Origin of the sequence: Bacillus cereus ATCC 14579, from assembly GCF_000007825.1 — a bacterium.
In the GTDB taxonomy this organism is placed as follows: Bacteria; Bacillota; Bacilli; order Bacillales; family Bacillaceae_G; genus Bacillus_A; species Bacillus_A cereus.
Window position 1 is genome coordinate 1,931,087 of the sequence record NC_004722.1, and the last position, 21,548, is coordinate 1,952,634.

Here is a 21,548-nt window from a genome sequence, read left to right on the forward strand (position 1 = left end):
TATGACTTCAATTAAAGTGCACTGTTTAGTGAGTTGTTTTTGTGAAATTATAAAAAGGCGTAGCGACATTGATTTTCGTCCATTTTATTTTGGACTATGGGATGGAGATTTTGATATAACACAAGGAGGAATTATTTCATATCACTCTGAAAACATTAACCATGATCATTATTTACTTTGGTTTGAAAAATTGTACGGTATTAAAGTAAACGAATGGTATGATCATGCAAAAGATAAAGATAGCAATGTAGAAACGTTTTTAGAATTAGTAGAAATCAAGCCGGAAAATCGTTATGTCATTGTAATGGTTGATATGTCTCTATTACCAGAGAGGGAAAATAAATTTCATCAAAAACCGTTTCCACATTATTTAATGATATCAAAAACAGAGAAAGAAGAAGAGTGGTTCATGCTAGATCCTGATTTTCGTTGGGAAGGCAATATGCAAAGAGAAAAAGTACTTCACTCTATTCAAGATAACCCATTTGGTGGAGGTTATTTCATTGATATAGAAGGAATTGGGGAGCCAACGCAAGAAACAGTAGCTAGTTATTTCACAAAAACATTCAAAAAGAACGAAAATGAACTGACTATGGAACTGAAAAATTTAATTGTAAAAATGGCAAATGAGGAAGAAGGATATGCGCTTTCTGGACTTGTAGCAGCAGTAAAACAAATACCAGTACTTGCAATTCGTAAATATAGTTATGAGCATGCCTTTGCATACTTCCGTGAAACGTTGCAATATTCGGAGCAAGAATTTGATTATTGGTGTGATCGGGTAGAGGATATTGTACAAGGATTTACAAATGTACAGTATCGTGCAATTAAAATGGCAATGACGAATAATAAAGGTATGCTAGTATCGATTATTGAAAAACTGGATGAAATGAATGCGATTGAACTGCAAATTAAGAAGGAATTAGAGAGACAGTTTCTATCATGGAAAGGTATGAAAACAAATCAATCTGTCGCAACTCTTTAATAAGCTAACTGAATTTAAGATAGGGGAGTTTAATACTATGAAATATTCGCTATGTACCATTTCATTTCGTCATCAATTAATTTCATTTACTGATATTGTTCAATTTGCATATGAAAACGGTTTTGAAGGAATTGAATTATGGGGGACGCATGCACAAAATTTGTACATGCAAGAACGTGAAACGACAGAACGAGAATTGAATTTTCTAAAGGATAAAAACTTAGAAATTACGATGATAAGTGATTACTTAGATATATCATTATCAGCAGATTTTGAAAAAACGATAGAGAAAAGTGAACAACTTGTAGTACTAGCTAATTGGTTTAATACGAATAAAATTCGCACGTTTGCTGGGCAAAAAGGGAGCAAGGACTTCTCGGAACAAGAGAGAAAAGAGTATGTGAAGCGAATACGTAAGATTTGTGATGTGTTTGCTCAGAACAATATGTATGTGCTGTTAGAAACACATCCCAATACACTAACGGACACATTGCCTTCTACTATAGAGTTATTAGAAGAAGTAAACCATCCGAATTTAAAAATAAATCTTGATTTTCTTCATATATGGGAGTCTGGCGCAGATCCAATAGACAGTTTCCATCGATTAAAGCCGTGGACACTACATTACCATTTTAAGAATATATCTTCAGCGGATTATCTGCATGTGTTTGAACCTAATAATGTATATGCTGCAGCAGGAAGTCGTATAGGTATGGTTCCGTTATTTGAAGGTATTGTAAATTATGATGAGATTATTCAGGAAGTGAGAAATACGGATCTTTTTGCTTCCTTAGAATGGTTTGGACATAATTCAAAAGAGATATTAAAAGAAGAAATGAAAGTATTAATAAATAGAAAATTAGAAGTAGTAACTTCGTAATGTGAAATGATGTGAGAGTCTCGTTAGAGGCTCTTTTTTTATGGTAAAAAATAACCAAAAATTTCCATGTATTTTAATTTGAATTTAACACAATTTATATATAAATAAGGAGGTGATTGGTAATGGCTAGAAATCGTAATTCTAATCAATTAGCATCACATGGAGCACAAGCAGCTTTAGATCAAATGAAGTATGAAATTGCACAAGAGTTCGGTGTACAACTTGGAGCTGATACTTCTTCACGTGCAAACGGTTCTGTAGGCGGTGAAATCACAAAACGCCTAGTAGCGATGGCAGAACAACAGCTTGGTGGCGGATATACTCGCTAAATGCATAAGGTTATAGGAGAAAGGAAGGATTCTTCCTTTCTTTTTTTTTCAATTAATTGGTATGGATATATAGTGAACAGAATTCAAAGAATAGAAGTAATACTATATTTTACCCAATTTCTTTTGTTGTGAATGGGAAGTATTAAAGATGTAATAGCCCTGGTGGAATGAAAATTATGTTCCAGCAGGGCTATTATATGGTAAGAAATATATGATGAAAGGTTCCGAAATCAACATGTTAAAAAAAGAAAACTGTTGTTTAATTGCGCTTGCATCAGTTCCACTTGTCATGACATTAGGGAATTCAATGCTCATTCCAATCTTGCCGACAATTGAAAAGAAATTACATATTTCATCGTTTCAAGTATCCATGATTATTACAATTTACTCTATCGTAGCCATTTTACTTATACCGATTGCTGGTTATTTATCAGATAGATGGGGACGAAAGATGGTAATGGTTCCGAGTTTGCTGATTGCGGCTATAGGAGGAGCGATAACTGGTTGGGTATCATGGAAAGTTGATAATCCCTACATTTGGATACTAATCGGTAGAGCGATTCAAGGTATTGGTGCTGCTGGTGCAATGCCGGTTGTTATACCGTGTGTTGGTGATTTATACAAAGATGAAAAACAAGTTAGTACAGGTTTGGGAATCATTGAGACATCCAATACATTTGGAAAAGTGCTGAGCCCTATTTTAGGATCTGCTCTTGCTGCCATTGTATGGTTCTTACCATTTTGGGCGATTCCAGTTTTATGTGTCGTATCAATTGTTTTGTTACTTGTTCTAGTAAAGGCAAAGAAACAAGAAGGAGAAGTACCACCACTTAAAGAGTTTATAAAATCTATTCTGTCTACGTTTCGAGAAAAAGGAAGATGGTTAATTGCCATTTTTGTATTAGGTGCAATTTATTATGCTTATTTTATTCGGAATTCTCTTTTATTTGTCGACTATACTGGAATCAAAGTATGACATTCATGGTATATGGAAAGGGTGTGTGCTTGCTATCCCGTTACTTGTACTGTCACTTAGTTCCTATATGGCCGGTAAAAAAATTGGAGATAATCAAAATGTTATGAAGAAGTGTATTTATATTGGTTTTTTAATGGCAGCTGCATCAGTCATCATTCCTTTATTTATAAAAGGGATTTATTTACTACTTCTTTGTCTCGTTATTATGGGGATAGGGATTGGTATGGCACTCCCATGTTTAGATGCCCTCATTACACAAGGAATTGAAAAGGAGCAAAGGGGAACGGTTACGTCATTTTATAGTTCAATGCGATTTATCGGTGTAGCAGCTGGACCACCTTTATATTCTTTTTTCATGAAAGGGGCGGACCATGAAGTGTTTTATTTGACAAGTATTTTCGCTGCCATTGGTGCTGTCATAGCAATCATTTGGATTAAACCAGCAAAGGATGCAAAGACGGTAAAACAGAAACCAGAGCCTACTTCATAATTTGTAAGAGAATTGCATGATGTTTTGAGTAACATGCAATTCTCTTTCGTTCATTAAGAATAAATAACTTGTTTTAACATATAAAGCGCGACACCCCATATGATGAGACCAGAAAATTTATTTAATAATAAAATTGTCTTTCCGGTTGAGTCTAGTCTTTTTAGAAATTTCCCCGCTAACGCTAAGCTTATAAACCAAATCCAAGAAACGATAATAGTTGCAAGTGTGAAAGCCCATTTTTCACTTCCTATGTATTGAATAGAATTTGTTCCAATTACACCGATTGTGTCTAAAATAGCATGTGGATTTAATAACGAAACGGATGCTGCGAAAAGGATTTGCTTTTTTAAGGGCATACTTTTTTCTTGTTTTACATCGTTGGAAGGGTTACTTCTCCAAATAACAAAGCCCATGTATAGGAGAAAGAAAAATCCAATTATATATAACGAGTTAGTTAGCCAAGAAAAAGTAAGGAGTACAAGGGAGACACCTTGCACTGCAATCAATATGAGTAACGTATCACATATAGAGGCAGTTAATACTACAGGGGCTGCCCTCCAAATGTTTGGTTGGCTCGCACCTTGGTTAAAGACAAAAACATTTTGTACACCTAATGGAATGATAAGTCCAAATGCAAGAATGATACCATGAATAATTGCTTCACTCATCATATTACCTCCTATTTTAATTCATTATGATAGTGTATATTGTATAGAAGAAATGAAAATTTGTATCCATCCATATGGTTGGGGAGGTTACCAACCAAAAAGAATATAAGGTGATATAATGGAAAGATTCGTTTGGAAACCGAATATGTCTCTAGCGACTCCTCTGTATAAACAAATAGAAACGTATATAAAAGAAAGGATTGTTAATGGAGAATGGACCGTTGGAGCGAAATTACCTTCACAAAGAGATTTGGCACATACATTTGGTGTGAATCGAAGCACAATTGTAATGGCTTTCGGTGAACTAGTTGCAAAGGGATACATAGAAGGGAATGGCAGGAAAGGAACAATTGTTGTAAATAATAATGAGAATGCTTCAACTTACGCACCCCCGCCTAATTGGCAGTCTTATGTAGAAACAGGACTTCATTATCCGAATCTCCCAGCTATTCAGGAGATTAATCAAGCTGAATTTTATCCACATGTAATTCGATTAGGAACAGGTGAGCTCGCGCCGAGTCTCTTACCTGAGAAAAAGATGAAAGAAATTATGAATAAGCTTTTAAAGTCAAATGTGACGCTTGGGTATGAAGAGCCGAAAGGAAATTTTTATTTAAGGGAAAAGATTTCCGAATACTTAAAGGGGCATGGTATATGTGTATCTCCTGACTCTATATTAATTGTTTCAGGAGCAATTCAAGCGCTGCAACTTATCTCTATGGGGCTTCTTCCAAAAGGGGCATCCATCTTATTAGAAAAACCATCCTATTTATATTCGCTTAATGTTTTTCAATCCGCAGGAATGCGTTTCATTGGAATACCAATGGATGAGAACGGTTTAAATACATCATATATTACAAAATATAAGAAGCAATTTAATGCATCTATTTTATATACAATCCCGTCTTTTCATAATCCAACGAACTTTAGTATGAATGCGAAGAGACGAATAGAAGTGATGGAAATATGTAATGAAATTGGATTACCTATTATAGAGGACGCAGTGTATCAAGACTTATGGTTTGATGCACCTTGTTCGAAACCTTTAAAAGCCTATGATAAAAATGGAATCGTACTACATATTGGAAGCATGTCCAAAGTAATTAGTCCAGGGTTAAGAATTGGATGGATTGTTGGACCTGAGCCAGTAATTCAAAGATTGTCAGACATAAAAATGCAAACAGATTATGGTTCAAGCACTATATCCCAGCAAATTGCAGCAGAGTGGTTTACAAATGGTCTATATGATGAGCATTTGCGCTTTGTAAGAAGTGAATTGAAAAAACGAAGAGATTTTATGTTACTAATGTTAGATAAATATCTTCGTGAAATAGCAACTTGGCATGAACCAACAGGGGGATTTTATATATGGGTACATATAAAAGTAACCATTTCATATCGCAGTTTATTTGATAAAGCTCTGCAAGAAAAGGTTTTATTAAACCCAGGTACTTTATATGATAGAAGTGCAAATCAATTTTTGCGCCTATCGTATTCATACGCAACGTTAGAAGAAATTGAAATAGGTATAAAAAAACTTGCACAACTAATGAAAAAGTAAGAGGAGAAAGTAATGAAACAATATGTAATTTGCCAAATGATCAATGGAGAAAAATATTTAGCTGCTTATGCAGAGACGAAGCAAGAAGCGATTGAAAAAGCAGAACTGTTAGGATTAAGAACGGGAAATCGTTACATAGTTATTACTGCAGAGGAAGCCGAAGGGTTAACGTATCCTTAAACAATGTACGAGATTATATAATAATAAATAAGCCTAGTAATATAAGAAATTACTAGGCTTATTTATTATTAAGTTGTTAAACGTTCTCGTATTTATACGCAAAGTAATAATATTATGAGTCAAGTTGACGAAAAAATCGATTTGTCTTTCGGTCTTGATTTCCTTTTCTATATTCATCGATATATTGCCTAAAGTTCCAAGCTTGTAAAAATTTATTAGCAGAGTTATAACCAGAATTGTAAAGCCATTCTTTTTCTTCCTTTGTCAGTTCAAAATTAGTACTTGTAATCGTTCCTGTTGGAATTGTAATCGTTCTTGCTTTTGATTCCTTATCTAAATGACGTAAATCATGAGCTTGCATCATTGTTTTAAATAGTCCTTTGAACATGGAAATAGGCTCGTTATAGTGAGCAGGATCAGCTTGAATCTCATCTTTTACAAAATGAAATCCGAAAGTCGGCCAGCGAGGAGTGGTAGGTGAATCGAAGATCCAAATTGGATAATTACTTAGAATTCCTCCATCAACCATATAACAAGGCTGCTTCCATTTTGGAGTTCTCCATTTTACGGGTTCAAAGAAGAAGGGGATTGTACTACTCATTCTTACCGCTTTAGCGATAGAGAAGCGATAATTTAAAAATCCGTAGTTTGGTAAGTCGTCAGGAAAGACAACCATTTTACCATTACTAATATCAGAAGCGATGATTTTGAGTTTGTTTAGATCCGGTAAATCAGTAAATAAATGAACACCTTTTTTTCGAAGTAATTCTTCAATCCATTCTTCTATAAATACATTAGAATATATACCTAGAGTAGTCCATGCACTGAGTCCCTTGCCGATAAAAGGAATTCTATCAATAAAAGTTCTTTTCGTGAATTTATTATAATCAATATCAGTTATAATCGTTTTTAACTCTGAACAAGAATATCCTGCCGCTAGGAGCGCTGCAATAATCGAACCAGCCGATGTACCAGCTACACGTTCCCATTCATAACCTTTTTCGGCTAACGCGCAAATTGGCCCGACATGCGCAATACCGCGCACACCGCCTCCTTCAAAAACACCATCAATCTTCATTAAACATACTTCCTTTCGAATGAAAGATTTAGAAATGGCAAAAAAGCACGTATTGTACGTGCTTTTTTACAATAGTTTTTTAGTTTACTAGCAGCCTACAAAGCCGCCCCAACAGCTAGCTCCGATGATGATTAGAAGGATAAATAAAACGATTAATAAAGCCGAAACCTCCGTAACCACAACCGCCGCCACCGTATCCGTAACCACAGCAACTATATCCGTAACCCATGTGGAATTCCTCCTTATATTTAAAAATGAACGAGGGGAAAATGTACTGGAAGAACTAAAGAATTATCATGTTTGTAGGAACAATGTATAGTATGCTTTTTTAAACTTGTTCGCGTACGAAGGATAAGCCCGTTTTTGGGAGGCTTGTTGATTTTGTAAAGAATGAAGTATAATCTTTGTACTATGATATAAATAAGTATGTAAATGTAAGGAGAATTTATGAATAAAAAAATTGAAGTATTAATTGATAAATATGAACTAACACATTTGAAAGAAGAACTTATTAATACTGTATTTCCTTGTATAAAAGTTGTGCCAAAGCAGCAGGGAACTGTTGCGATAGGTAGTTCGAAAATGGGAGGAGTTCCTGATCTACCAGCTTTATTTGAATATCCAAAGCATAAAGGAAATCCACTACAATTTATCGCGCAATTTAACTTAAGTGATTTACAAAACGTTGGTATGGATCACAATCTTCCTAAGACGGGGATGCTGTATTTCTTTTGCATTGAAAATTATTTTGAAGAAAATGTGAATCTAACAGAAGCTGGGCGTGTACTTTATTATGATGTTCCTGTAGAGCAATTACGAAGAGAAAATGAAATACAAGCGAAATATAACCAGTGTGCAATTACTTTTGAACTGACATACAAATTACCAGAACTTTTCATTGAAGATGAGGCTGATTCAGATCGTTTCTTGCAATTACTTGAAGAGCTAATTCCAGATAACTACGATAACCATCAAATGTTTGGTGAGCCATTCTCTGTACAAGAAGAAGTGTTATATGAGACAGGAGAATATATGGGAGTAGACCCGCAGCAAATGACTCTTTTATTCCAAATTGATTCAGATCATAAAAATTGTAATATGGTTTGGGGAGAATTAGGGATGCTATATTTCTGTATTAGTAATGAAGATTTGAAAAATCAACGTTTTGAAAATACATGCTGTGTATTACAAACATGCTAATGAAAAAAGGTTGTTCTTTTAAAAAGAACAACCTTTTTATGTGAATTAGTTAATATGCATAATCTCATATGACCTATACGAAAAAGTATTGTATACTCTGAAACTATACGATACCTTTTCGTATAGTTATAGAATATAAGGAGTGACAAGATGGGAAAGACAAGTAAGTATGTGACAGCTGCCGCACTTTGTTCAACTATAGTAATGGGAGGCTTACAAGCATCATCTGTATCTTATGCAGCTACAAATCCGACTACAGTGACAGCACAATCAGATGTAAAGTTATTAGATGATTTCAGAAAAGAATTAAAAAAACAGATTGATAATCGAGAAGAAAATATTACAATCACATATAAAACAAAAGATAGAAATGCTAGAAATATTATGGATCAATTGTATGGTGAGTTTAATAAAATTGTAGATGCTGATGAGTATGTAAAATATAATGTAGCGTCTACTAGATATTCTATTAAAGGAATGCCAGGGGACTATACGTTTACACTGCAAGTAAAATACCGTGAATCAAAAGAACAAACTCAATATGTAAAAGCTCAGGCGAAATCAATTGTTGGATCAATTGTAAAACCAGGGATGGATGAGCATGAGAAAGTAAAAGCTATTCACGATTACGTTGTTAAGCATGTGTCTTATGATACGTCTTATCAAGCGTATACAGCATATGAAGCATTAGCGAATCGTTCTGCCGTTTGCCAAGGATATACATTATTAACGTATGAGTTGTTAAAAGAGGCAGGTATTCAAAATCATATTGTAACAGGCACAGGAAATGGACAAGCTCACGCGTGGAATTTAGTGAACATTGAAAACAAATGGTATCACCTAGATACTACATTTGATGATCCAGTACCAGATAAAGCAGGGCGTGTAACTTACTCATATTTTAATATGTCTGACGAACAGTTAAGTAAAGATCATGAATGGGATCGTAGCAAATATCCAGCGGCAACTACAAGTTATTTTGGTGAATTAACAAATAAAATAAAAGCTGGTAGCTCAAAGACTGTCGTATATGAGCAGATGTTAAAAGAAACAAATTTACAATACTTATCTGCAGAATACGGAGCAGAAAATTATAATGAATTTAAGCAAAAGTTGCAGCAACAGTTTGCAGCCAAACCAGAAAAAGTAGAAGTACGATATAAGCAGTCCATGGATGGGACGATGCAAGATATAAAGAAAGTATTAAATGAAATAAATTGGCCAAAAGGTGCAAAGCGTGTGTCTTATCAAGTAGCGCCTTATAGTGCATTGGCTGGTTATTCATTGGCGACAATTACATTTACGTATTAAGCAATGAGAAAGAGCATCTGTAAAAGATGCTCTTTTTATATTTGTTGATCACTTTAAAATATTGGGAATTATGTGATAAAATAAAAAGGAGAGGATGTGAATGCTGAATGAACTTGTTCGAAAGTAATATTTTTACATTGATATATACTTGTTTAGTAATCGGACTTATCGTTTTGTTTTTCATATCATTTACTTTGTTTATTAGAAGAGTATTACAAAGCAGCGTTGCAAAGAAACACCACGTGATTAATATGAACCAGAAGCTAGATCGAATCATTGAATTGCTTGAAAAAGATAAGAAATAGCGATAGAAGAGGTATGAAAAGGGGAATGAGAATGGCGAATTATATAAAAGAATTACGTGAAAAAGTAGGACATGATTATGTTTTCTTAAACTTTGCCGGTGGTTGTGTATTTAATAAAGAAGGAGAAGTATTACTGCAAAAAAGAGGAGACTTTAACGCTTGGGGCTTTCCAGGTGGTGCAATGGAGATAGGAGAATCAGCTGCGGAAACTGCAATCCGGGAAATAAAAGAAGAAACCGGGTATGATGTAGAAATAAATGAGCTTATTGGAGTGTATACAAAATATTTTCAATCATATCCAAATGGAGACAAGGCCCAGTCAATTGTGATGTTCTTTTCATTCTCAATAGTTGGAGGTGACAAAAAAGTAGATGGTGATGAAACGTTGGATTTGAAGTTTTTCCCGTTAGACGACATGCCACCGTTATTTTGTAAACAACATGAAGATTGCCTGCAAGATTTATTGGAGAAAAGAGTAGGGGTATATCGTTAACATATAAAAAAGAAGCTAAATGAAGATTAGCTTCTTTTTTATGTTTAATTTATTTCCACCAATCATCAAACATTGACGCTGGTACTTGTCTTTTATGCTCACTCACTGTGTAACGTTTTTCAATTTTCTCTGCAACGTCAGCTGGAACTGCTTTACCTTCTAAATAATCATCTAATTGATCATAAGTAATACCTAACTCTGTTTCATCAGCTTGACCTGGTTTTTCATCTAATAAATCAGCTGTTGGCATTTTTAAGTAAAGTCGCTCGTCTGCGCCTAACTCTTGTAATAATGCACGTCCTTGGCGCTTCGTTAATCCCGTTAATGGTAATAAATCTGCACCACCATCTCCGAATTTTGTAAAGAACCCTGTTACAGCTTCTGCAGCGTGATCTGTTCCGATAACAAGTAACCCTTTTTGTCCACCAATTGCATATTGAGTAACCATACGGATACGTGCTTTCACGTTACCTTTATTAAAATCTGTTAGTGATTCACCCAATAAGTTTTCATATTGATTTGAAAAAGCATCAACAGTTGAAGCAATATCAAATGCAACAGATTGATCTGCTTGAATGAATTGTAATGCTAATTGTGCATCATCTTCATCTTTTTGTACTTTATAAGGAAGACGCACGGCGATAAACGTTACATTACCACCTTCGTTACGAATTTCTTCAACTGCAAGTTGTGCTAAGCGTCCTGCTAATGTAGAGTCTTGGCCGCCGCTAATACCAAGTACAAATCCTTTTGCGCCTGTTTTTTTTACATAATCCTTTAAGAAATCAACTCGTTTACGAATTTCAACTTTTGGATCAATTACAGGCTGAACATGTAATGCTTTCATAATCTGTTCTTGTAATGTCATTATGTTTTCCTCCTATTCATATTAAAGCGGTAAATAAGTTTATATGTATAATGGTACATACTTCTATCCTTTATTATTTCGCAAAACTAACGAATATACAATAGGATGTGTGTATGAATATGAATGTAGTCATTATAAATAAAGTACTACGTATAAGCAATTTTTTTAAACCTTTCAAAAATGTAAGGTTTTTGTCATTTGAATCGATGGAAGGTATTTCCGCACTTTACTAATATAAAAACATAGATAGTAGAAGGGCGGAGAAGTAATATGAACATTAGAGAACTAGCATATCGGAATGTAACCCGAAATAGACGGACATACTCAGCCTATTTTTTGAGTAGTGCATTTGCAATTATGGCCTTTTTTGTGTATTCATTTTTTGCGTTTCATCCGGCATTAAGTGCAGGAGAATTAGGTCAGTACGTATTCGTAAGTATGTCTTTTGCACAGTCTATTATTTACTTATTTACATTCTTCTTTATTTTATATTCGATGGGAATGTTTTTAAAAACGAGAAAGCGTGAACTAGGAATTTTAATGATGCTAGGTATGACGAAATATCAATTAAAGCGTCTGATCTTTTTTGAAAATATTATGATTGGAATAGGGGCAATTATTTTTGGTATTCTTTCAGGTATGTTATTTTCAGGGGTATTACTATTTGTCGCTCCGATGATATTGAAACTAGATATCTCCTTATCCTATTACATACCGATGAAAGCAATTGTTGTAACGGGTATTATGTTTTTTATTTTATTTATGATCATATCATTGTTTAGTGCAGGAATGATTCGTAAAAATAAGATTATGAAGTTGTTTAGAGGATCAGCAGAGGCGAAACCGGAACCGAAAGCATCAATTATTTCTTCAATATTAGCAGTAGTATTGCTTAGTGCTGGCTATGTAGGAGCTCTTCTATCACATGGAGCAATGGTATTTATTATGATGATTCCTGTTACAACGGTAGTTATTATCGGGACGTATTTGTTGTACAAGCAGCTGAGTGTCTTTATTATTCGATTATGTAAAAAAAGTAAACGTTTCTATTGGACACAGACTAATATTATTACGTTATCAGATTTAGCGTATCGTATGAGAGATAACGCAAGAATGTTCTTTATTGTAACCATTATTTCTACTGTAGCATTTTCCGCAATAGGGACATTAGTAGGCTTCGCATCCATGACGAAAGGTATAATGGAGAGACCAATTGCGTTTCATTACCATTCTAAGCAAGGGAATAGTAACGAATCACAACATATACAAATGATTGACAAAGGATTAAAGAAACATAATATAGAAGCTTCAAAAACTAATATTTCGACAAAGAAAACGGAGGAACAGTCGTTAAGAAGCGCCACTTTTATAAAAGAATCAGACTATAAGGAATATGCAAAGTTAACGGGAGAACCATTTAATACTGTAGCAAATAAAGAGGTTGTATTTTTGTCAGCTGATATACCAGGGCCAGCGATGAAAGAAAGAAAAGAAATTACTTTACCTAATATGAATGAAAGTTTAAAGGTGAAAAAAGTTACTTCATCTTCATTGGGGAAAATATTAAGAGGAAATGTTTATGTAATCTCTAATGATCAATATGATTCATTACAAGATGGATTTATAGAGACAAAAGATTATATGTATAAAACTGAAAGAACGAAAGATGAGATTGAAATTGGTAAAGAGCTTACGCATCAAATTAAACCGTATCAAGAATATTCAACGTTTAGTGCGGAAGAGTACGAGCAAAACCAAAGTTTACAAATTGCAGGACCGATTTTATTTGTAGGTTTCTTTATTGGTATAGTATTTTTCGTTTGCGCAGGAAGTTTCCTTTACTTCCGTTTATTCTCCGATTTGGAGGATGATGTTCGCTTGTTCGAAATGATTCGAAAAGTTGGATTGACGAGTAGGGAATTATCGAAGGTAGTTACAATTCGATTGGCGCTTTTATTCTTCGTTCCAATTGGTGTTGCAACATTACATGGGGCAGTAGCCTTAACGGCGTTAGGGCAAATGTTTGAGTACTCATTGTTTAAAGAAAATACAGTTGTATTAAGTATTTTCATAGGTATTCAAGTTGTATACTTCTTACTTATAAGATCCCGTTATGTAAAACAATTGAAAGAGAGATTACGTATGCATTAAATGTGTTTTTTTAACTCGAGTACAAAATTTTCTAAAAAGAGGCAAGTATTGCCAAAAAGTGATAAAATGGAAAAAGCGAGGTGAAAAAAATTAATAGAGAGAAAGGGGGGAGAAATATGAAAGCAACAGGAGTTATTCGAAAAGTAGACGAATTAGGACGAATTGTTATCCCTAAAGAATTACGCGATGTATTGGGAATACAAATCAAATCACCGCTTGAAATTTTTGTAGAAGCAGATAAAATCATTTTACAAAAATATCAACCTTACAATGCTTGCCAAATCACAGGTGATGTTTCAGAGCAGAACATATCATTAGCAAATGGAAATATTACTGTTGGGATAGAGGGAGCGGAATATTTAGTAAAAGAAATAGAAAAGTTTTTAAACAAGAGTGAGGTTTAGTCTTAATTTATATTATTTTTCAAATTACATATCATTCTTTTAAAAGACTGTAAGAGGACCATTAATTGGTCCTTTTATTTTGGTTATTAGTTGAATGACCCAGGCTGTTATTTCCTATAAATCATAGGGGAAATACAAAAGTAGTATAGAGTTAGTAAATGATGTTGAGAAATATTTGAAAAGAAGGAAAACAAAAAGAATAAAACGAATGTTACATTTACACGTATTCAAAAGTGGTCTGAAATGAAAATAATACATTTTCAGGAGGGATTACGATGAGTAGTACAGTGAATAAACAAAAAGGTATACAATTGATTCCATTTATCGTAAATAAAGTTGTAGAACAAGTAAATGAAATTCCACCAGGTGTACAACTGATTCACGCTCCGCAAGTATGGGAAAAGAGTGTGAAGGGGCAAGATGTAGTCGTTGCCGTATTAGATACAGGGTGTGATACTAATCATATAGATTTAAAAGATCGTATTATCGGCGGAAGAAATTTCACAAAAGATTATGAAGCTGATCCAAATGTGTATCTTGATAATAACGGACATGGTACTCATGTCGCGGGGACGATTGCAGCAACTGAAAATGGTGTCGGTGTATTAGGAGTTGCACCGCTTTCTAAAATGTTAGTATTAAAAGTTTTAGCGGGAGATGGTTCTGGAAGTTACGAGCAAATTATTGAGGCAATTCATTATGCTGTAAATTGGAGAGGGCCGAATCAAGAGAAAGTGAGAATTATTTCAATGTCACTTGGTGGTCCGCAAGATGTTCCAGAATTACATGAAGCAATTCAAAAGGCGGTAAAGCAGGATGTTCTCGTCGTATGTGCTGCTGGGAATAATGGAGATTGTAATGATAATACAGAGGAACTAGATTACCCAGGTGCTTACTCGGAAGTAATTGAAGTCGGCGCTGTCAATTTAGAACGGAAAATCACATGTTTTAGTAATTCAAATCAAGAAATTGATCTAGTAGCGCCAGGTGATGAAATATTATCTACGTATCCAGATGGGAAATATGCAGTGTTAAGTGGAACTTCCATGGCGACGCCGCATGTTGCTGGAGCGCTTGCCTTGCTCATTAAACAGTGTGAGAAAGAATACGGTCGAAAGTTATCAGAGCCGGAAATATATGCACAACTTATTAAAAGAACTGTACCTTTAGGGTATGAACGTACATCCGAAGGTAATGGATTATTAGATTTATTAAAAGAATAGCCATATTAAAAAAACATCTCATATGAATATGAGATGTTTTTTTAATATGGCTCTGTCGCATGTAATACAACTTGTAATAAACCTGGGAATCTAGCATTTAAATCTTCTTCACGAATTGAAATGAAACGTTGTGTTCCTTCAAGGCGCGTGTACATAACACCTGACTCACGTAAAACTTTGAAATGGTGAGATAAAGTTGATTTTGCAACAGGGATGTTTAAAGCACCACAAGATTGTTCATTTTTCTCTAGTAACATATTTACAATTTGTAAACGAATTTGATCGCTAAGTGCATATAAGACAGAAGAAAATTGAATTTCTTCTCGATTTGGATGATAGAGTGTACGCATATTTCACCTACTTGTATAAGTTAAGATATTTGCACTATAACATATAAAGTGGTATATTTCTATTGTTCGAATATATTCGAACAATAGAAATATAGGGGGAGAAAAAATGAAGTATACAAAATTGCAAAAGGCAGGATTAAATATTTCAAAGTTGGGTTTAGGTACAAATGCAGTAGGGGGACATAATTTATATGCTGATGTGAATGAAGAAGAAGGAAAGCGATTAGTAGAAGAAGCTATTCAGCAAGGGATTACATTTTTTGATACAGCAGATTCATATGGTTTCGGTAGATCAGAGGAATTAGTAGGAGAAGTATTAAAGGGAAAACGTCATGAGTTTATACTTGCTACAAAAGGTGGAATTCAACCGTTGTTAAATGGAGAAACTTATATTAACAATGAACCAAGTTACTTAAGGAATGCTGTGGAAAATAGCTTAAGAAGATTACAGACTGAATATATTGATTTATATTATTTACACTTTACAAATCCTGAAACAAGTTACATAGATTCAATCGGAGAGCTTACTCATTTAAAAGAAGAAGGGAAAATTCGTTCAATTGGAATATTGAATGTAAACATAGAACAATTAAAAGAGGCGAATCAACATGGTCATATAGATGTTGTACAATCTCCATACAATATGTTAGAACGTACAGCTGAGGAAGAACTGTTGCCGTATTGTATAGAAGCGGGTATTTCATTTATTCCATATGGGCCTCTTGCTTTTGGAATATTAGGCGGAAAATATACAGAAGATTTCAAATTAAATGAAGTCGATTGGCGTCAAAATGTAAATCTATTTGAAGAAAATACATATAAGAGTAATTTTAAGAAAGTGAATAAGTTAAAAGGGCTAGCTAAAGAAAATGATATTGAAGTGTCTCATTTAGCGTTAGCATGGTTATTAAATAAAGAAGGAATTGATACTGTTATACCTGGTGGAAAGCGGGCAGAGCAGGTAAGAGAAAGTGTGAAAGCGGTAGACGTTGCATTGAATGAAAGGGTCATGAAAGAAATCCAATCTATTTTAGAAGATTAGTTAAACAGAGGGAGAGTACCCTCTGTTTATATAAGGAGAAGGTCTAAATGAACAGAGTACTAGCTGTATTTTTTATGATAATGTTTATGATCGGTACAGATACTTTCTTAATTTCACCACTGTTGCCGACATTACAACAGGTGTATCATGTTTCAACTGAGTTGTCAGGATGGATGGTGAGTTCGTATGCTTTAGGGTATGCTGGATTTGCGCTTATTGCTGGTCCTATATCAGATGGATTAAACAGAAAAAAGTGATGGTACTAGGTATGAGTTTTTTTGCAATAAGTACATTTTTTTGTGGAATTGCACCGAGTTTTTTATGGATGCTAACATTTAGATTTTTAGCAGGTGTAAGTGCAGCTTTTGTATCTCCACAAGTGTGGGCATCCATTCCGATCCTTATAGAGAAAAAGCAAATTGTGAAAGCAATTGGGGTTGCAACAGCAGGGTTATCAATCTCTCAAATTTTAGGGCTGCCACTGGGAGCTTATTTAGCAACGATACATTATACAATCCCATTCTATTTCATTGGTATATTATCAGCACTACTTGTCATTCTTATTTATGTTGTATTACCAGAAATACAGTCGGTTCATATAGGTGGAAATAAAAAAGCGATTTTACAGCGTTATAAACAATTACTTACAGATTCAAAGGTTTCACTTTCTTATTTTGCATACTTTGTTTTTCAAACCGGAAATTTTGCTGCATTTTCATTTTTTGGTGTATGGCTTTCCATTCAATTTGGCTTACAAGTTCATGAAGTAGGTACAGCTATGCTCGTATTAGGGTTAGGAAATTTAACTGGTAATATTTTTGGTCCTAGAATCGTAAATAAAATTGGTTATAACCTTTCTTTCTATGGTGGAATTATATTTACAGCAGTGCTATATGTATTACTTCCACATGTAAAGAACATTGTATTGGTGGAGTTATCGTTCTTTGCTTTGTTTTTTTGGACAGGAATTTTGTTTGTATTAATGATGAGGCACTTACAAAACATATCTAGTGTAGCAAGAGGAACAGGAGCCGCGCTTGCAAATGCTTCTATGTACATTGGTCAAATGATTGGTGCGGCAATAGCTGGAATGTTATTTGCAATATCTCACAATTTTATCCTTATAGGTAGTTTTACAGCGTTACTATATATAGGAGCTTTATTTTTGTTTAGAAAAAGTGAAAAACTTACTGAAAATAGTGAAACAGGAATCGCATCATAAAGCTTGTATAAATATTTCGCAAATCAGAATTAATAAGAGTGTGAATACATGAATGTGCTTTTAATTAAAGTGGTTACTAAAAGTATAGAAATAGTAGAAGAAATGTATTGTAACAAAGTTATGAGGAATCAAAAAATAAAAATCCCTATAAAGATAGGGATTTATATATCGGCATATAGTTCCTTGGAAAAGGATATACTTAGCTTAGCATATCGGACTACTTATATTTGTGAAATAGATGTGAAAGTAATGTGAAAAATGCCGAAGGAAAAAACTATTTAAATAGAGGGCAATTTAGATGGGGATATGGATTTTACATAAATATTGTGTTATATTTCTACTTATCTGTTAATAATTACATATTTTAATTTTATTGGGGATAAAAGGGAGAGGTTTAAATGCAATGGTATTTGAAAGCTCTAAAGAATTATGGGAATTTTAGTGGTAGAGCTACGCGAAAAGAGTACTGGATTTTTAGTTTATCCAATATCGTAATTTTTTGGCTACTGTTATTTTTATCATCATTTTCAGAGGTGTTAGTTGCTATTATTGCGTTGCTATTTATGTTAGTAATGATTATACCAAGTTTTTCGGTTGGTGCACGACGATTACATGATATTGGGAAAACGGGATGGTGGCAACTATTAAATTTTGTACCGTTTGGTAGCGTTGTTTTACTTGTATTTTTTATCATTGAAAGTGAAGAAAATGACCATCAATACGGACCAAATCCGCATTCAGATTTAAAAGAAGCGATTTAATAAACTTATTTAGTTTGTAGCATTACTAGTTCAATTATTTTATCTATTATTAAAATGGTTTGCGTGGGCTAATATTATTAGGTTGATCTTTAGGTCTAGATGACTTTTGAAACTGTAAAAATGGAAAGATAAAGGCAGAGAGAATATAGCATGGAAAGAAAAAAATTCTAAATAAAAAGCACTGTTTTAGCTAATGTAGCTAAAACAGTGCTTTTCTCTTTGATTGAACAGTTGCAGCATTTTCATCATGTATACCTGCATCTTTAATAATTCGTTGTTTTGCTTTATTTAATAGATGGTTTACTGCTTCACCAAAATAGTTAGCTTCGCTTTTTGTGCGGGCTTCTCGTAAACATTTATAGTTTTCTAGCAGTTCCTCTTTTTCGGAGTTTGTTAAGAAATCTTCTATTTTCTTTTTTGTCATACGAAACACCCTTTCTCCTGACAAACGACGCAATAGAAAATATTTATTTCTCATTATAACAATAATTTTAAAAGAAAGTATACACTAACGTCGCAATAATTTGTCAATTTCTTGAATCTTCTCATCAGCTTTCCCAATTTGCGTATTTTTAGCCTGTTCGCCACCAAGAGCTTGATGTAGTAAGAAAGTTTGACCGGAAATAGCAGTTACAATGGATACTTTTATAATTTCTTTTATTGCGGTGACATCGAATAAAACGAGCCCAAGAAGTGCGGCTAGGCTACCAGTAAAAATGTCAGTTAAAAATCCAAAATGAAAAAATGTTTTCAAACGGCGTGGAAGCAATAACTTACCTTGGTTATTGATTAGATGGGAAACGAAGCCGGTAATGCCACCAACGAGAACAGCGGTTAGCCATTGATACATTTCCATCGAATCCACTCCTTTTAGTGAATAAGATTCGATTATTTTATATTGATTCCTTTTAATATTTCATATAAGCATATTGAGAAAGTTTGTTTGGGTATATTTTGTATTCAATTTAATTATAACAGAAAATTTCGAAAGGTTTCAGTCTATTATATGAATCATTTTTACAATAATATGAATGCAGAAAGGGGTGCGTGATATGAAGATAGATTATCGAATAAGAAGTGTAGATGGTTATACAAAAACTATAGGGGAATTAGTAAGCATGCTGGAGCATACGAGGGCTGTAACATTAGGCGAAGTAAAAAATTTATTAGTTGAGCAATTAGATTTAATTATGCAGAACAGCGGAAATTCAATTGGCGCCTTATTAAAGCATATAGCAGCTATTGAAAAAGTTCATCAGCTTATTTCATTTCAAAATCGTGACTTTACAAAAGAAGAATTAGAAATATGGGAAGATGCACTGTATTTAGGGGAAGCAGGTAGAGCGATCCGTGGTCATGAAATACAGTATTATGTACAACTTCTACAAAGTGTTCGAGAAGAATCTCTGAAGTATTTAAGTGAACAAAGTGATGAGTGGCTCATGTCAGAAAGAAAGTGGCCTAACGGTGTAATATATAACCAGCACTATCTTTGGTATCATGTGCTAGAAGATGAAATTAGTCACCGAGGACAAATTAGAATGCTCAAAAGAAAGTTGTTTGAAAATTACGTTAAATAATGTAGCTTTTTATAGGAGAATTCCATATAATGAGAGTAATTAAAAGAAGAACGGGGTGATGTATTATGGCGAAAATAACTTATATGAATAATAAACCAAATACAAAGGTGGATGGAAAGGGCGAGACTATATAAGTGAGCGCACGATCCTTCCGCTTAGCTTACACTAGGGAGGATATCAATTTGAATCAAAATATTTTAGAATCGTTCGGCTGGGATTCTTTTTTTGAGGAACAAGCTGTTGAGAACTTTGAAGTAGGACGAATTTTACTCGAGCATAAGCATATATATCGCATTATTTGTAATGATGGTGAATATATGGCAGAACTGTCTGGGAAGTTTCGGCATGAAGCGATTACGAAAGGCGATTATCCAGCAGTTGGTGATTGGGTGTATATAAAGAAAATAGAAGATGAAAAGAAAGCGATTATTCATCGTATTTTCCAGCGAAGAAGTTCTTTCTCAAGACAAGAGGCTGGAACAAGAACAGAAGAACAGATTATAGCAGCAAATGTAGATTATTTATTTTTAGTGAATGCACTTAATCATGATTTTAATGTTAGAAGGATGGAACGTTATTTATTATTGGCGTATGAAAGTGGCGCTATGCCAGTTATTGTTTTAACAAAGAGTAGTATATGTAATGATGTAGAACAAAAAATTGTAGAAACGGAAGCTATAGCAATTGGTGTTCCTATTTTCGTTGTTGATAGTTTAGAGCATACAGGTATTGATTCGTTGAAACAATTCGTTTCTTCAGGGAAAACAATTGCTTTAGTTGGGTCATCAGGGGTAGGAAAGTCAACTTTGTTAAATGCTCTAATAGGAATTGATGTAGCAAAAACGGGAGATATACGTGAAGAGGATAGTAGGGGGAGGCATACGACAACGCATCGAGAATTATTCCAATTGCCTAGTGGCGCTCTCGTGATTGATACGCCTGGCATGAGGGAATTGCAACTTTGGGAAGGCAGCGAAGCGATTCAAACAGCATTCTCTGATATTGAAGAATTTGCGACAACATGTCGTTTCCGTGATTGTAAGCATGAGAATGAACCAGGATGCGCGGTGTATAGTGCAATTGAAAACGGACTTATTACGATAGATCGTTTGAAAAGCTATAAAAAATTACAAAGAGAACTGGCGTATTTTATGAGGAAACAAGATGCAATCCTTGCCAGAGCAGAGCGTGATAAATGGAAGAAAATTTCTAAACAACATAAAAAAATGTAAAAACCAAAGGGGCCCCTTTGGTTTTTTCTATTTGTAAATTTTATAATAATATTATTCGTATATATAGACAAAGAGAAATTAATTGTTTAAACTTTACAAAGTATTCACCATAATAGGTTATGAAAATAATAATTAAGGAATGGGAAATATTCATAATTAACTCAATTTAACTTTTAAATTCGAAAATTAGGAGGTTCATAATGGGTAAACTATTAAATTTGTTTCGTGATATGAAAGTAGCAAAAAAGCTATTAATTTC

At 34.0% G+C, this 21,548-nt stretch carries 23 protein-coding genes and 3 pseudogenes; 19 read left to right on the top strand and 7 right to left on the bottom strand.

What is annotated here, in order from left to right; all coding sequences use genetic code 11:
• Position 1 precedes the first annotated feature (1 nt).
• From BC_RS09900 to BC_RS09915, 4 genes and pseudogenes are all read left to right on the top strand, one after another.
• Positions 2-985, top strand: a complete 984-nt coding sequence (locus BC_RS09900) for a DUF6005 family protein (RefSeq protein WP_000200728.1) — start codon at positions 2-4, stop codon at positions 983-985.
• A 37-nt stretch (positions 986-1,022) separates the two neighbouring features.
• Positions 1,023-1,865 (top strand): sugar phosphate isomerase/epimerase family protein, encoded by an 843-nt coding sequence (locus BC_RS09905; RefSeq protein WP_000877687.1) that lies wholly within the window; start codon positions 1,023-1,025, stop codon positions 1,863-1,865.
• Positions 1,866-1,987: 122 nt separating this feature from the next.
• Complete coding sequence (locus tag BC_RS09910) at positions 1,988-2,194, top strand: alpha/beta-type small acid-soluble spore protein (RefSeq protein ID WP_000113545.1); 207 nt, start codon at positions 1,988-1,990, stop codon at positions 2,192-2,194.
• Positions 2,195-2,429: 235 nt separating this feature from the next.
• Positions 2,430-3,660 (top strand): annotated as a pseudogene (locus tag BC_RS09915) (MFS transporter).
• A 53-nt stretch (positions 3,661-3,713) separates the two neighbouring features.
• Here the strand turns inward: BC_RS09915 and BC_RS09920 are convergent.
• A complete protein-coding gene (locus BC_RS09920; RefSeq protein ID WP_001287303.1) occupies positions 3,714-4,328 on the bottom strand; it encodes a LysE/ArgO family amino acid transporter in 615 nt (204 codons plus the stop codon).
• A gap of 118 nt (positions 4,329-4,446) precedes the next feature.
• Here BC_RS09920 and BC_RS09925 point away from each other — a divergent pair, with 118 nt between their 5' ends.
• Both BC_RS09925 and BC_RS09930 read left to right on the top strand, forming a co-directional pair.
• A complete protein-coding gene (locus tag BC_RS09925) occupies positions 4,447-5,889 on the top strand; it encodes a PLP-dependent aminotransferase family protein (protein ID WP_000439403.1) in 1,443 nt (480 codons plus the stop codon).
• Positions 5,890-5,901: 12 nt separating this feature from the next.
• Positions 5,902-6,069 carry a DUF3933 family protein gene (locus BC_RS09930; protein WP_000816389.1) on the top strand — a complete coding sequence of 56 codons (168 nt, stop codon included), beginning with the start codon at positions 5,902-5,904 and terminating at the stop codon, positions 6,067-6,069.
• Positions 6,070-6,181: 112 nt separating this feature from the next.
• Here the strand turns inward: BC_RS09930 and BC_RS09935 are convergent, their stop codons facing one another.
• On the bottom strand, positions 6,182-7,147 hold the full coding sequence (locus BC_RS09935; protein ID WP_000686827.1) for a patatin-like phospholipase family protein: 966 nt from the start codon (positions 7,145-7,147) through the stop codon (positions 6,182-6,184).
• 87 nt (positions 7,148-7,234) lie between these two features.
• Positions 7,235-7,376: pseudogene (locus BC_RS09940) on the bottom strand (YjcZ family sporulation protein).
• Between the two features lie 218 nt (positions 7,377-7,594).
• Between BC_RS09940 and BC_RS09945 the strand changes: the two are divergent.
• From BC_RS09945 to BC_RS09960, 4 genes are all read left to right on the top strand, one after another.
• Positions 7,595-8,347, top strand: a complete 753-nt coding sequence (locus BC_RS09945; protein WP_001034844.1) for a YwqG family protein — start codon at positions 7,595-7,597, stop codon at positions 8,345-8,347.
• Between the two features lie 150 nt (positions 8,348-8,497).
• Positions 8,498-9,658: a transglutaminase domain-containing protein gene (locus BC_RS09950; protein ID WP_000520865.1), complete on the top strand. Its 1,161-nt coding sequence runs from the start codon at positions 8,498-8,500 to the stop codon at positions 9,656-9,658.
• A 107-nt stretch (positions 9,659-9,765) separates the two neighbouring features.
• Positions 9,766-9,963 carry a DUF4083 domain-containing protein gene (locus tag BC_RS09955; RefSeq protein ID WP_001048104.1) on the top strand — a complete coding sequence of 66 codons (198 nt, stop codon included), beginning with the start codon at positions 9,766-9,768 and terminating at the stop codon, positions 9,961-9,963.
• A 31-nt stretch (positions 9,964-9,994) separates the two neighbouring features.
• Positions 9,995-10,456: an NUDIX hydrolase gene (locus tag BC_RS09960; RefSeq protein ID WP_000024999.1), complete on the top strand. Its 462-nt coding sequence runs from the start codon at positions 9,995-9,997 to the stop codon at positions 10,454-10,456.
• Between the two features lie 49 nt (positions 10,457-10,505).
• Here BC_RS09960 and nadE read toward each other — a convergent pair whose 3' ends face one another.
• The gene (gene nadE / locus BC_RS09965) at positions 10,506-11,324 is read right to left on the bottom strand and encodes an ammonia-dependent NAD(+) synthetase (RefSeq protein ID WP_000174904.1); all 819 of its coding nucleotides are present in this window, start codon (positions 11,322-11,324) and stop codon (positions 10,506-10,508) included.
• Positions 11,325-11,594: 270 nt separating this feature from the next.
• Between nadE and BC_RS09970 the strand changes: the two genes are divergently transcribed.
• The 3 genes from BC_RS09970 (at position 11,595) to BC_RS09980 (ending at position 15,102) form a co-directional block, all read left to right on the top strand.
• A complete protein-coding gene (locus tag BC_RS09970; RefSeq protein ID WP_001025992.1) occupies positions 11,595-13,475 on the top strand; it encodes an ABC transporter permease in 1,881 nt (626 codons plus the stop codon).
• A 116-nt stretch (positions 13,476-13,591) separates the two neighbouring features.
• Positions 13,592-13,879, top strand: coding sequence for an AbrB/MazE/SpoVT family DNA-binding domain-containing protein (locus tag BC_RS09975; protein ID WP_000648324.1), 288 nt, complete (start codon positions 13,592-13,594; stop codon positions 13,877-13,879).
• A gap of 275 nt (positions 13,880-14,154) precedes the next feature.
• Complete coding sequence (locus BC_RS09980; protein WP_000099751.1) at positions 14,155-15,102, top strand: S8 family peptidase; 948 nt, start codon at positions 14,155-14,157, stop codon at positions 15,100-15,102.
• A 41-nt stretch (positions 15,103-15,143) separates the two neighbouring features.
• Here the strand turns inward: BC_RS09980 and BC_RS09985 are convergent, their stop codons facing one another.
• Complete coding sequence (locus BC_RS09985; RefSeq protein WP_001259906.1) at positions 15,144-15,452, bottom strand: ArsR/SmtB family transcription factor; 309 nt, start codon at positions 15,450-15,452, stop codon at positions 15,144-15,146.
• Between the two features lie 106 nt (positions 15,453-15,558).
• Between BC_RS09985 and BC_RS09990 the strand changes: the two genes are divergently transcribed.
• The 4 genes and pseudogenes from BC_RS09990 to BC_RS10005 all read left to right on the top strand — a co-directional run bounded on the left by BC_RS09990 (position 15,559) and on the right by BC_RS10005 (position 18,477).
• Positions 15,559-16,494 (top strand): aldo/keto reductase, encoded by a 936-nt coding sequence (locus tag BC_RS09990; RefSeq protein ID WP_000877963.1) that lies wholly within the window; start codon positions 15,559-15,561, stop codon positions 16,492-16,494.
• Between the two features lie 47 nt (positions 16,495-16,541).
• Positions 16,542-17,716, top strand: a pseudogene (locus tag BC_RS09995) (MFS transporter).
• 48 nt (positions 17,717-17,764) lie between these two features.
• Complete coding sequence (locus BC_RS28305) at positions 17,765-17,971, top strand: hypothetical protein (protein WP_001101741.1); 207 nt, start codon at positions 17,765-17,767, stop codon at positions 17,969-17,971.
• 143 nt (positions 17,972-18,114) lie between these two features.
• Entirely contained in the window at positions 18,115-18,477 is a 363-nt protein-coding gene (locus BC_RS10005) for a DUF805 domain-containing protein (protein ID WP_001198795.1), read from the top strand.
• Positions 18,478-18,676: 199 nt separating this feature from the next.
• On the opposite strand, the gene BC_RS10010 is transcribed toward BC_RS10005, so the two are convergent.
• Positions 18,677-18,901 (bottom strand): hypothetical protein, encoded by a 225-nt coding sequence (locus BC_RS10010; protein WP_000162602.1) that lies wholly within the window; start codon positions 18,899-18,901, stop codon positions 18,677-18,679.
• Between the two features lie 84 nt (positions 18,902-18,985).
• Entirely contained in the window at positions 18,986-19,333 is a 348-nt protein-coding gene (locus tag BC_RS10015) for a DUF4257 domain-containing protein (RefSeq protein WP_000426317.1), read from the bottom strand.
• A 196-nt stretch (positions 19,334-19,529) separates the two neighbouring features.
• Here BC_RS10015 and BC_RS10020 point away from each other — a divergent pair, with 196 nt between their 5' ends.
• Positions 19,530-20,057 (top strand): DinB family protein, encoded by a 528-nt coding sequence (locus BC_RS10020; protein WP_000687340.1) that lies wholly within the window; start codon positions 19,530-19,532, stop codon positions 20,055-20,057.
• A 182-nt stretch (positions 20,058-20,239) separates the two neighbouring features.
• Entirely contained in the window at positions 20,240-21,289 is a 1,050-nt protein-coding gene (gene rsgA, locus BC_RS10025; RefSeq protein ID WP_001073045.1) for a ribosome small subunit-dependent GTPase A, read from the top strand.
• Positions 21,290-21,548: the final 259 nt, after the last annotated feature.

Coding starts and splice junctions, on each gene's coding strand:
- BC_RS09900 (WP_000200728.1), top strand. CDS start 2: ATGACTTCAATTAAAGTGCACTGTTTAGTGAGTTGTTTTTGTGAAATT.
- BC_RS09905 (WP_000877687.1), top strand. CDS start 1,023: ATGAAATATTCGCTATGTACCATTTCATTTCGTCATCAATTAATTTCA.
- BC_RS09910 (WP_000113545.1), top strand. CDS start 1,988: ATGGCTAGAAATCGTAATTCTAATCAATTAGCATCACATGGAGCACAA.
- BC_RS09920 (WP_001287303.1), bottom strand. CDS start 4,328: ATGAGTGAAGCAATTATTCATGGTATCATTCTTGCATTTGGACTTATC.
- BC_RS09925 (WP_000439403.1), top strand. CDS start 4,447: ATGGAAAGATTCGTTTGGAAACCGAATATGTCTCTAGCGACTCCTCTG.
- BC_RS09930 (WP_000816389.1), top strand. CDS start 5,902: ATGAAACAATATGTAATTTGCCAAATGATCAATGGAGAAAAATATTTA.
- BC_RS09935 (WP_000686827.1), bottom strand. CDS start 7,147: ATGAAGATTGATGGTGTTTTTGAAGGAGGCGGTGTGCGCGGTATTGCG.
- BC_RS09945 (WP_001034844.1), top strand. CDS start 7,595: ATGAATAAAAAAATTGAAGTATTAATTGATAAATATGAACTAACACAT.
- BC_RS09950 (WP_000520865.1), top strand. CDS start 8,498: ATGGGAAAGACAAGTAAGTATGTGACAGCTGCCGCACTTTGTTCAACT.
- BC_RS09955 (WP_001048104.1), top strand. CDS start 9,766: ATGAACTTGTTCGAAAGTAATATTTTTACATTGATATATACTTGTTTA.
- BC_RS09960 (WP_000024999.1), top strand. CDS start 9,995: ATGGCGAATTATATAAAAGAATTACGTGAAAAAGTAGGACATGATTAT.
- nadE (WP_000174904.1), bottom strand. CDS start 11,324: ATGACATTACAAGAACAGATTATGAAAGCATTACATGTTCAGCCTGTA.
- BC_RS09970 (WP_001025992.1), top strand. CDS start 11,595: ATGAACATTAGAGAACTAGCATATCGGAATGTAACCCGAAATAGACGG.
- BC_RS09975 (WP_000648324.1), top strand. CDS start 13,592: ATGAAAGCAACAGGAGTTATTCGAAAAGTAGACGAATTAGGACGAATT.
- BC_RS09980 (WP_000099751.1), top strand. CDS start 14,155: ATGAGTAGTACAGTGAATAAACAAAAAGGTATACAATTGATTCCATTT.
- BC_RS09985 (WP_001259906.1), bottom strand. CDS start 15,452: ATGCGTACACTCTATCATCCAAATCGAGAAGAAATTCAATTTTCTTCT.
- BC_RS09990 (WP_000877963.1), top strand. CDS start 15,559: ATGAAGTATACAAAATTGCAAAAGGCAGGATTAAATATTTCAAAGTTG.
- BC_RS28305 (WP_001101741.1), top strand. CDS start 17,765: ATGAATGTGCTTTTAATTAAAGTGGTTACTAAAAGTATAGAAATAGTA.
- BC_RS10005 (WP_001198795.1), top strand. CDS start 18,115: ATGCAATGGTATTTGAAAGCTCTAAAGAATTATGGGAATTTTAGTGGT.
- BC_RS10010 (WP_000162602.1), bottom strand. CDS start 18,901: ATGACAAAAAAGAAAATAGAAGATTTCTTAACAAACTCCGAAAAAGAG.
- BC_RS10015 (WP_000426317.1), bottom strand. CDS start 19,333: ATGGAAATGTATCAATGGCTAACCGCTGTTCTCGTTGGTGGCATTACC.
- BC_RS10020 (WP_000687340.1), top strand. CDS start 19,530: ATGAAGATAGATTATCGAATAAGAAGTGTAGATGGTTATACAAAAACT.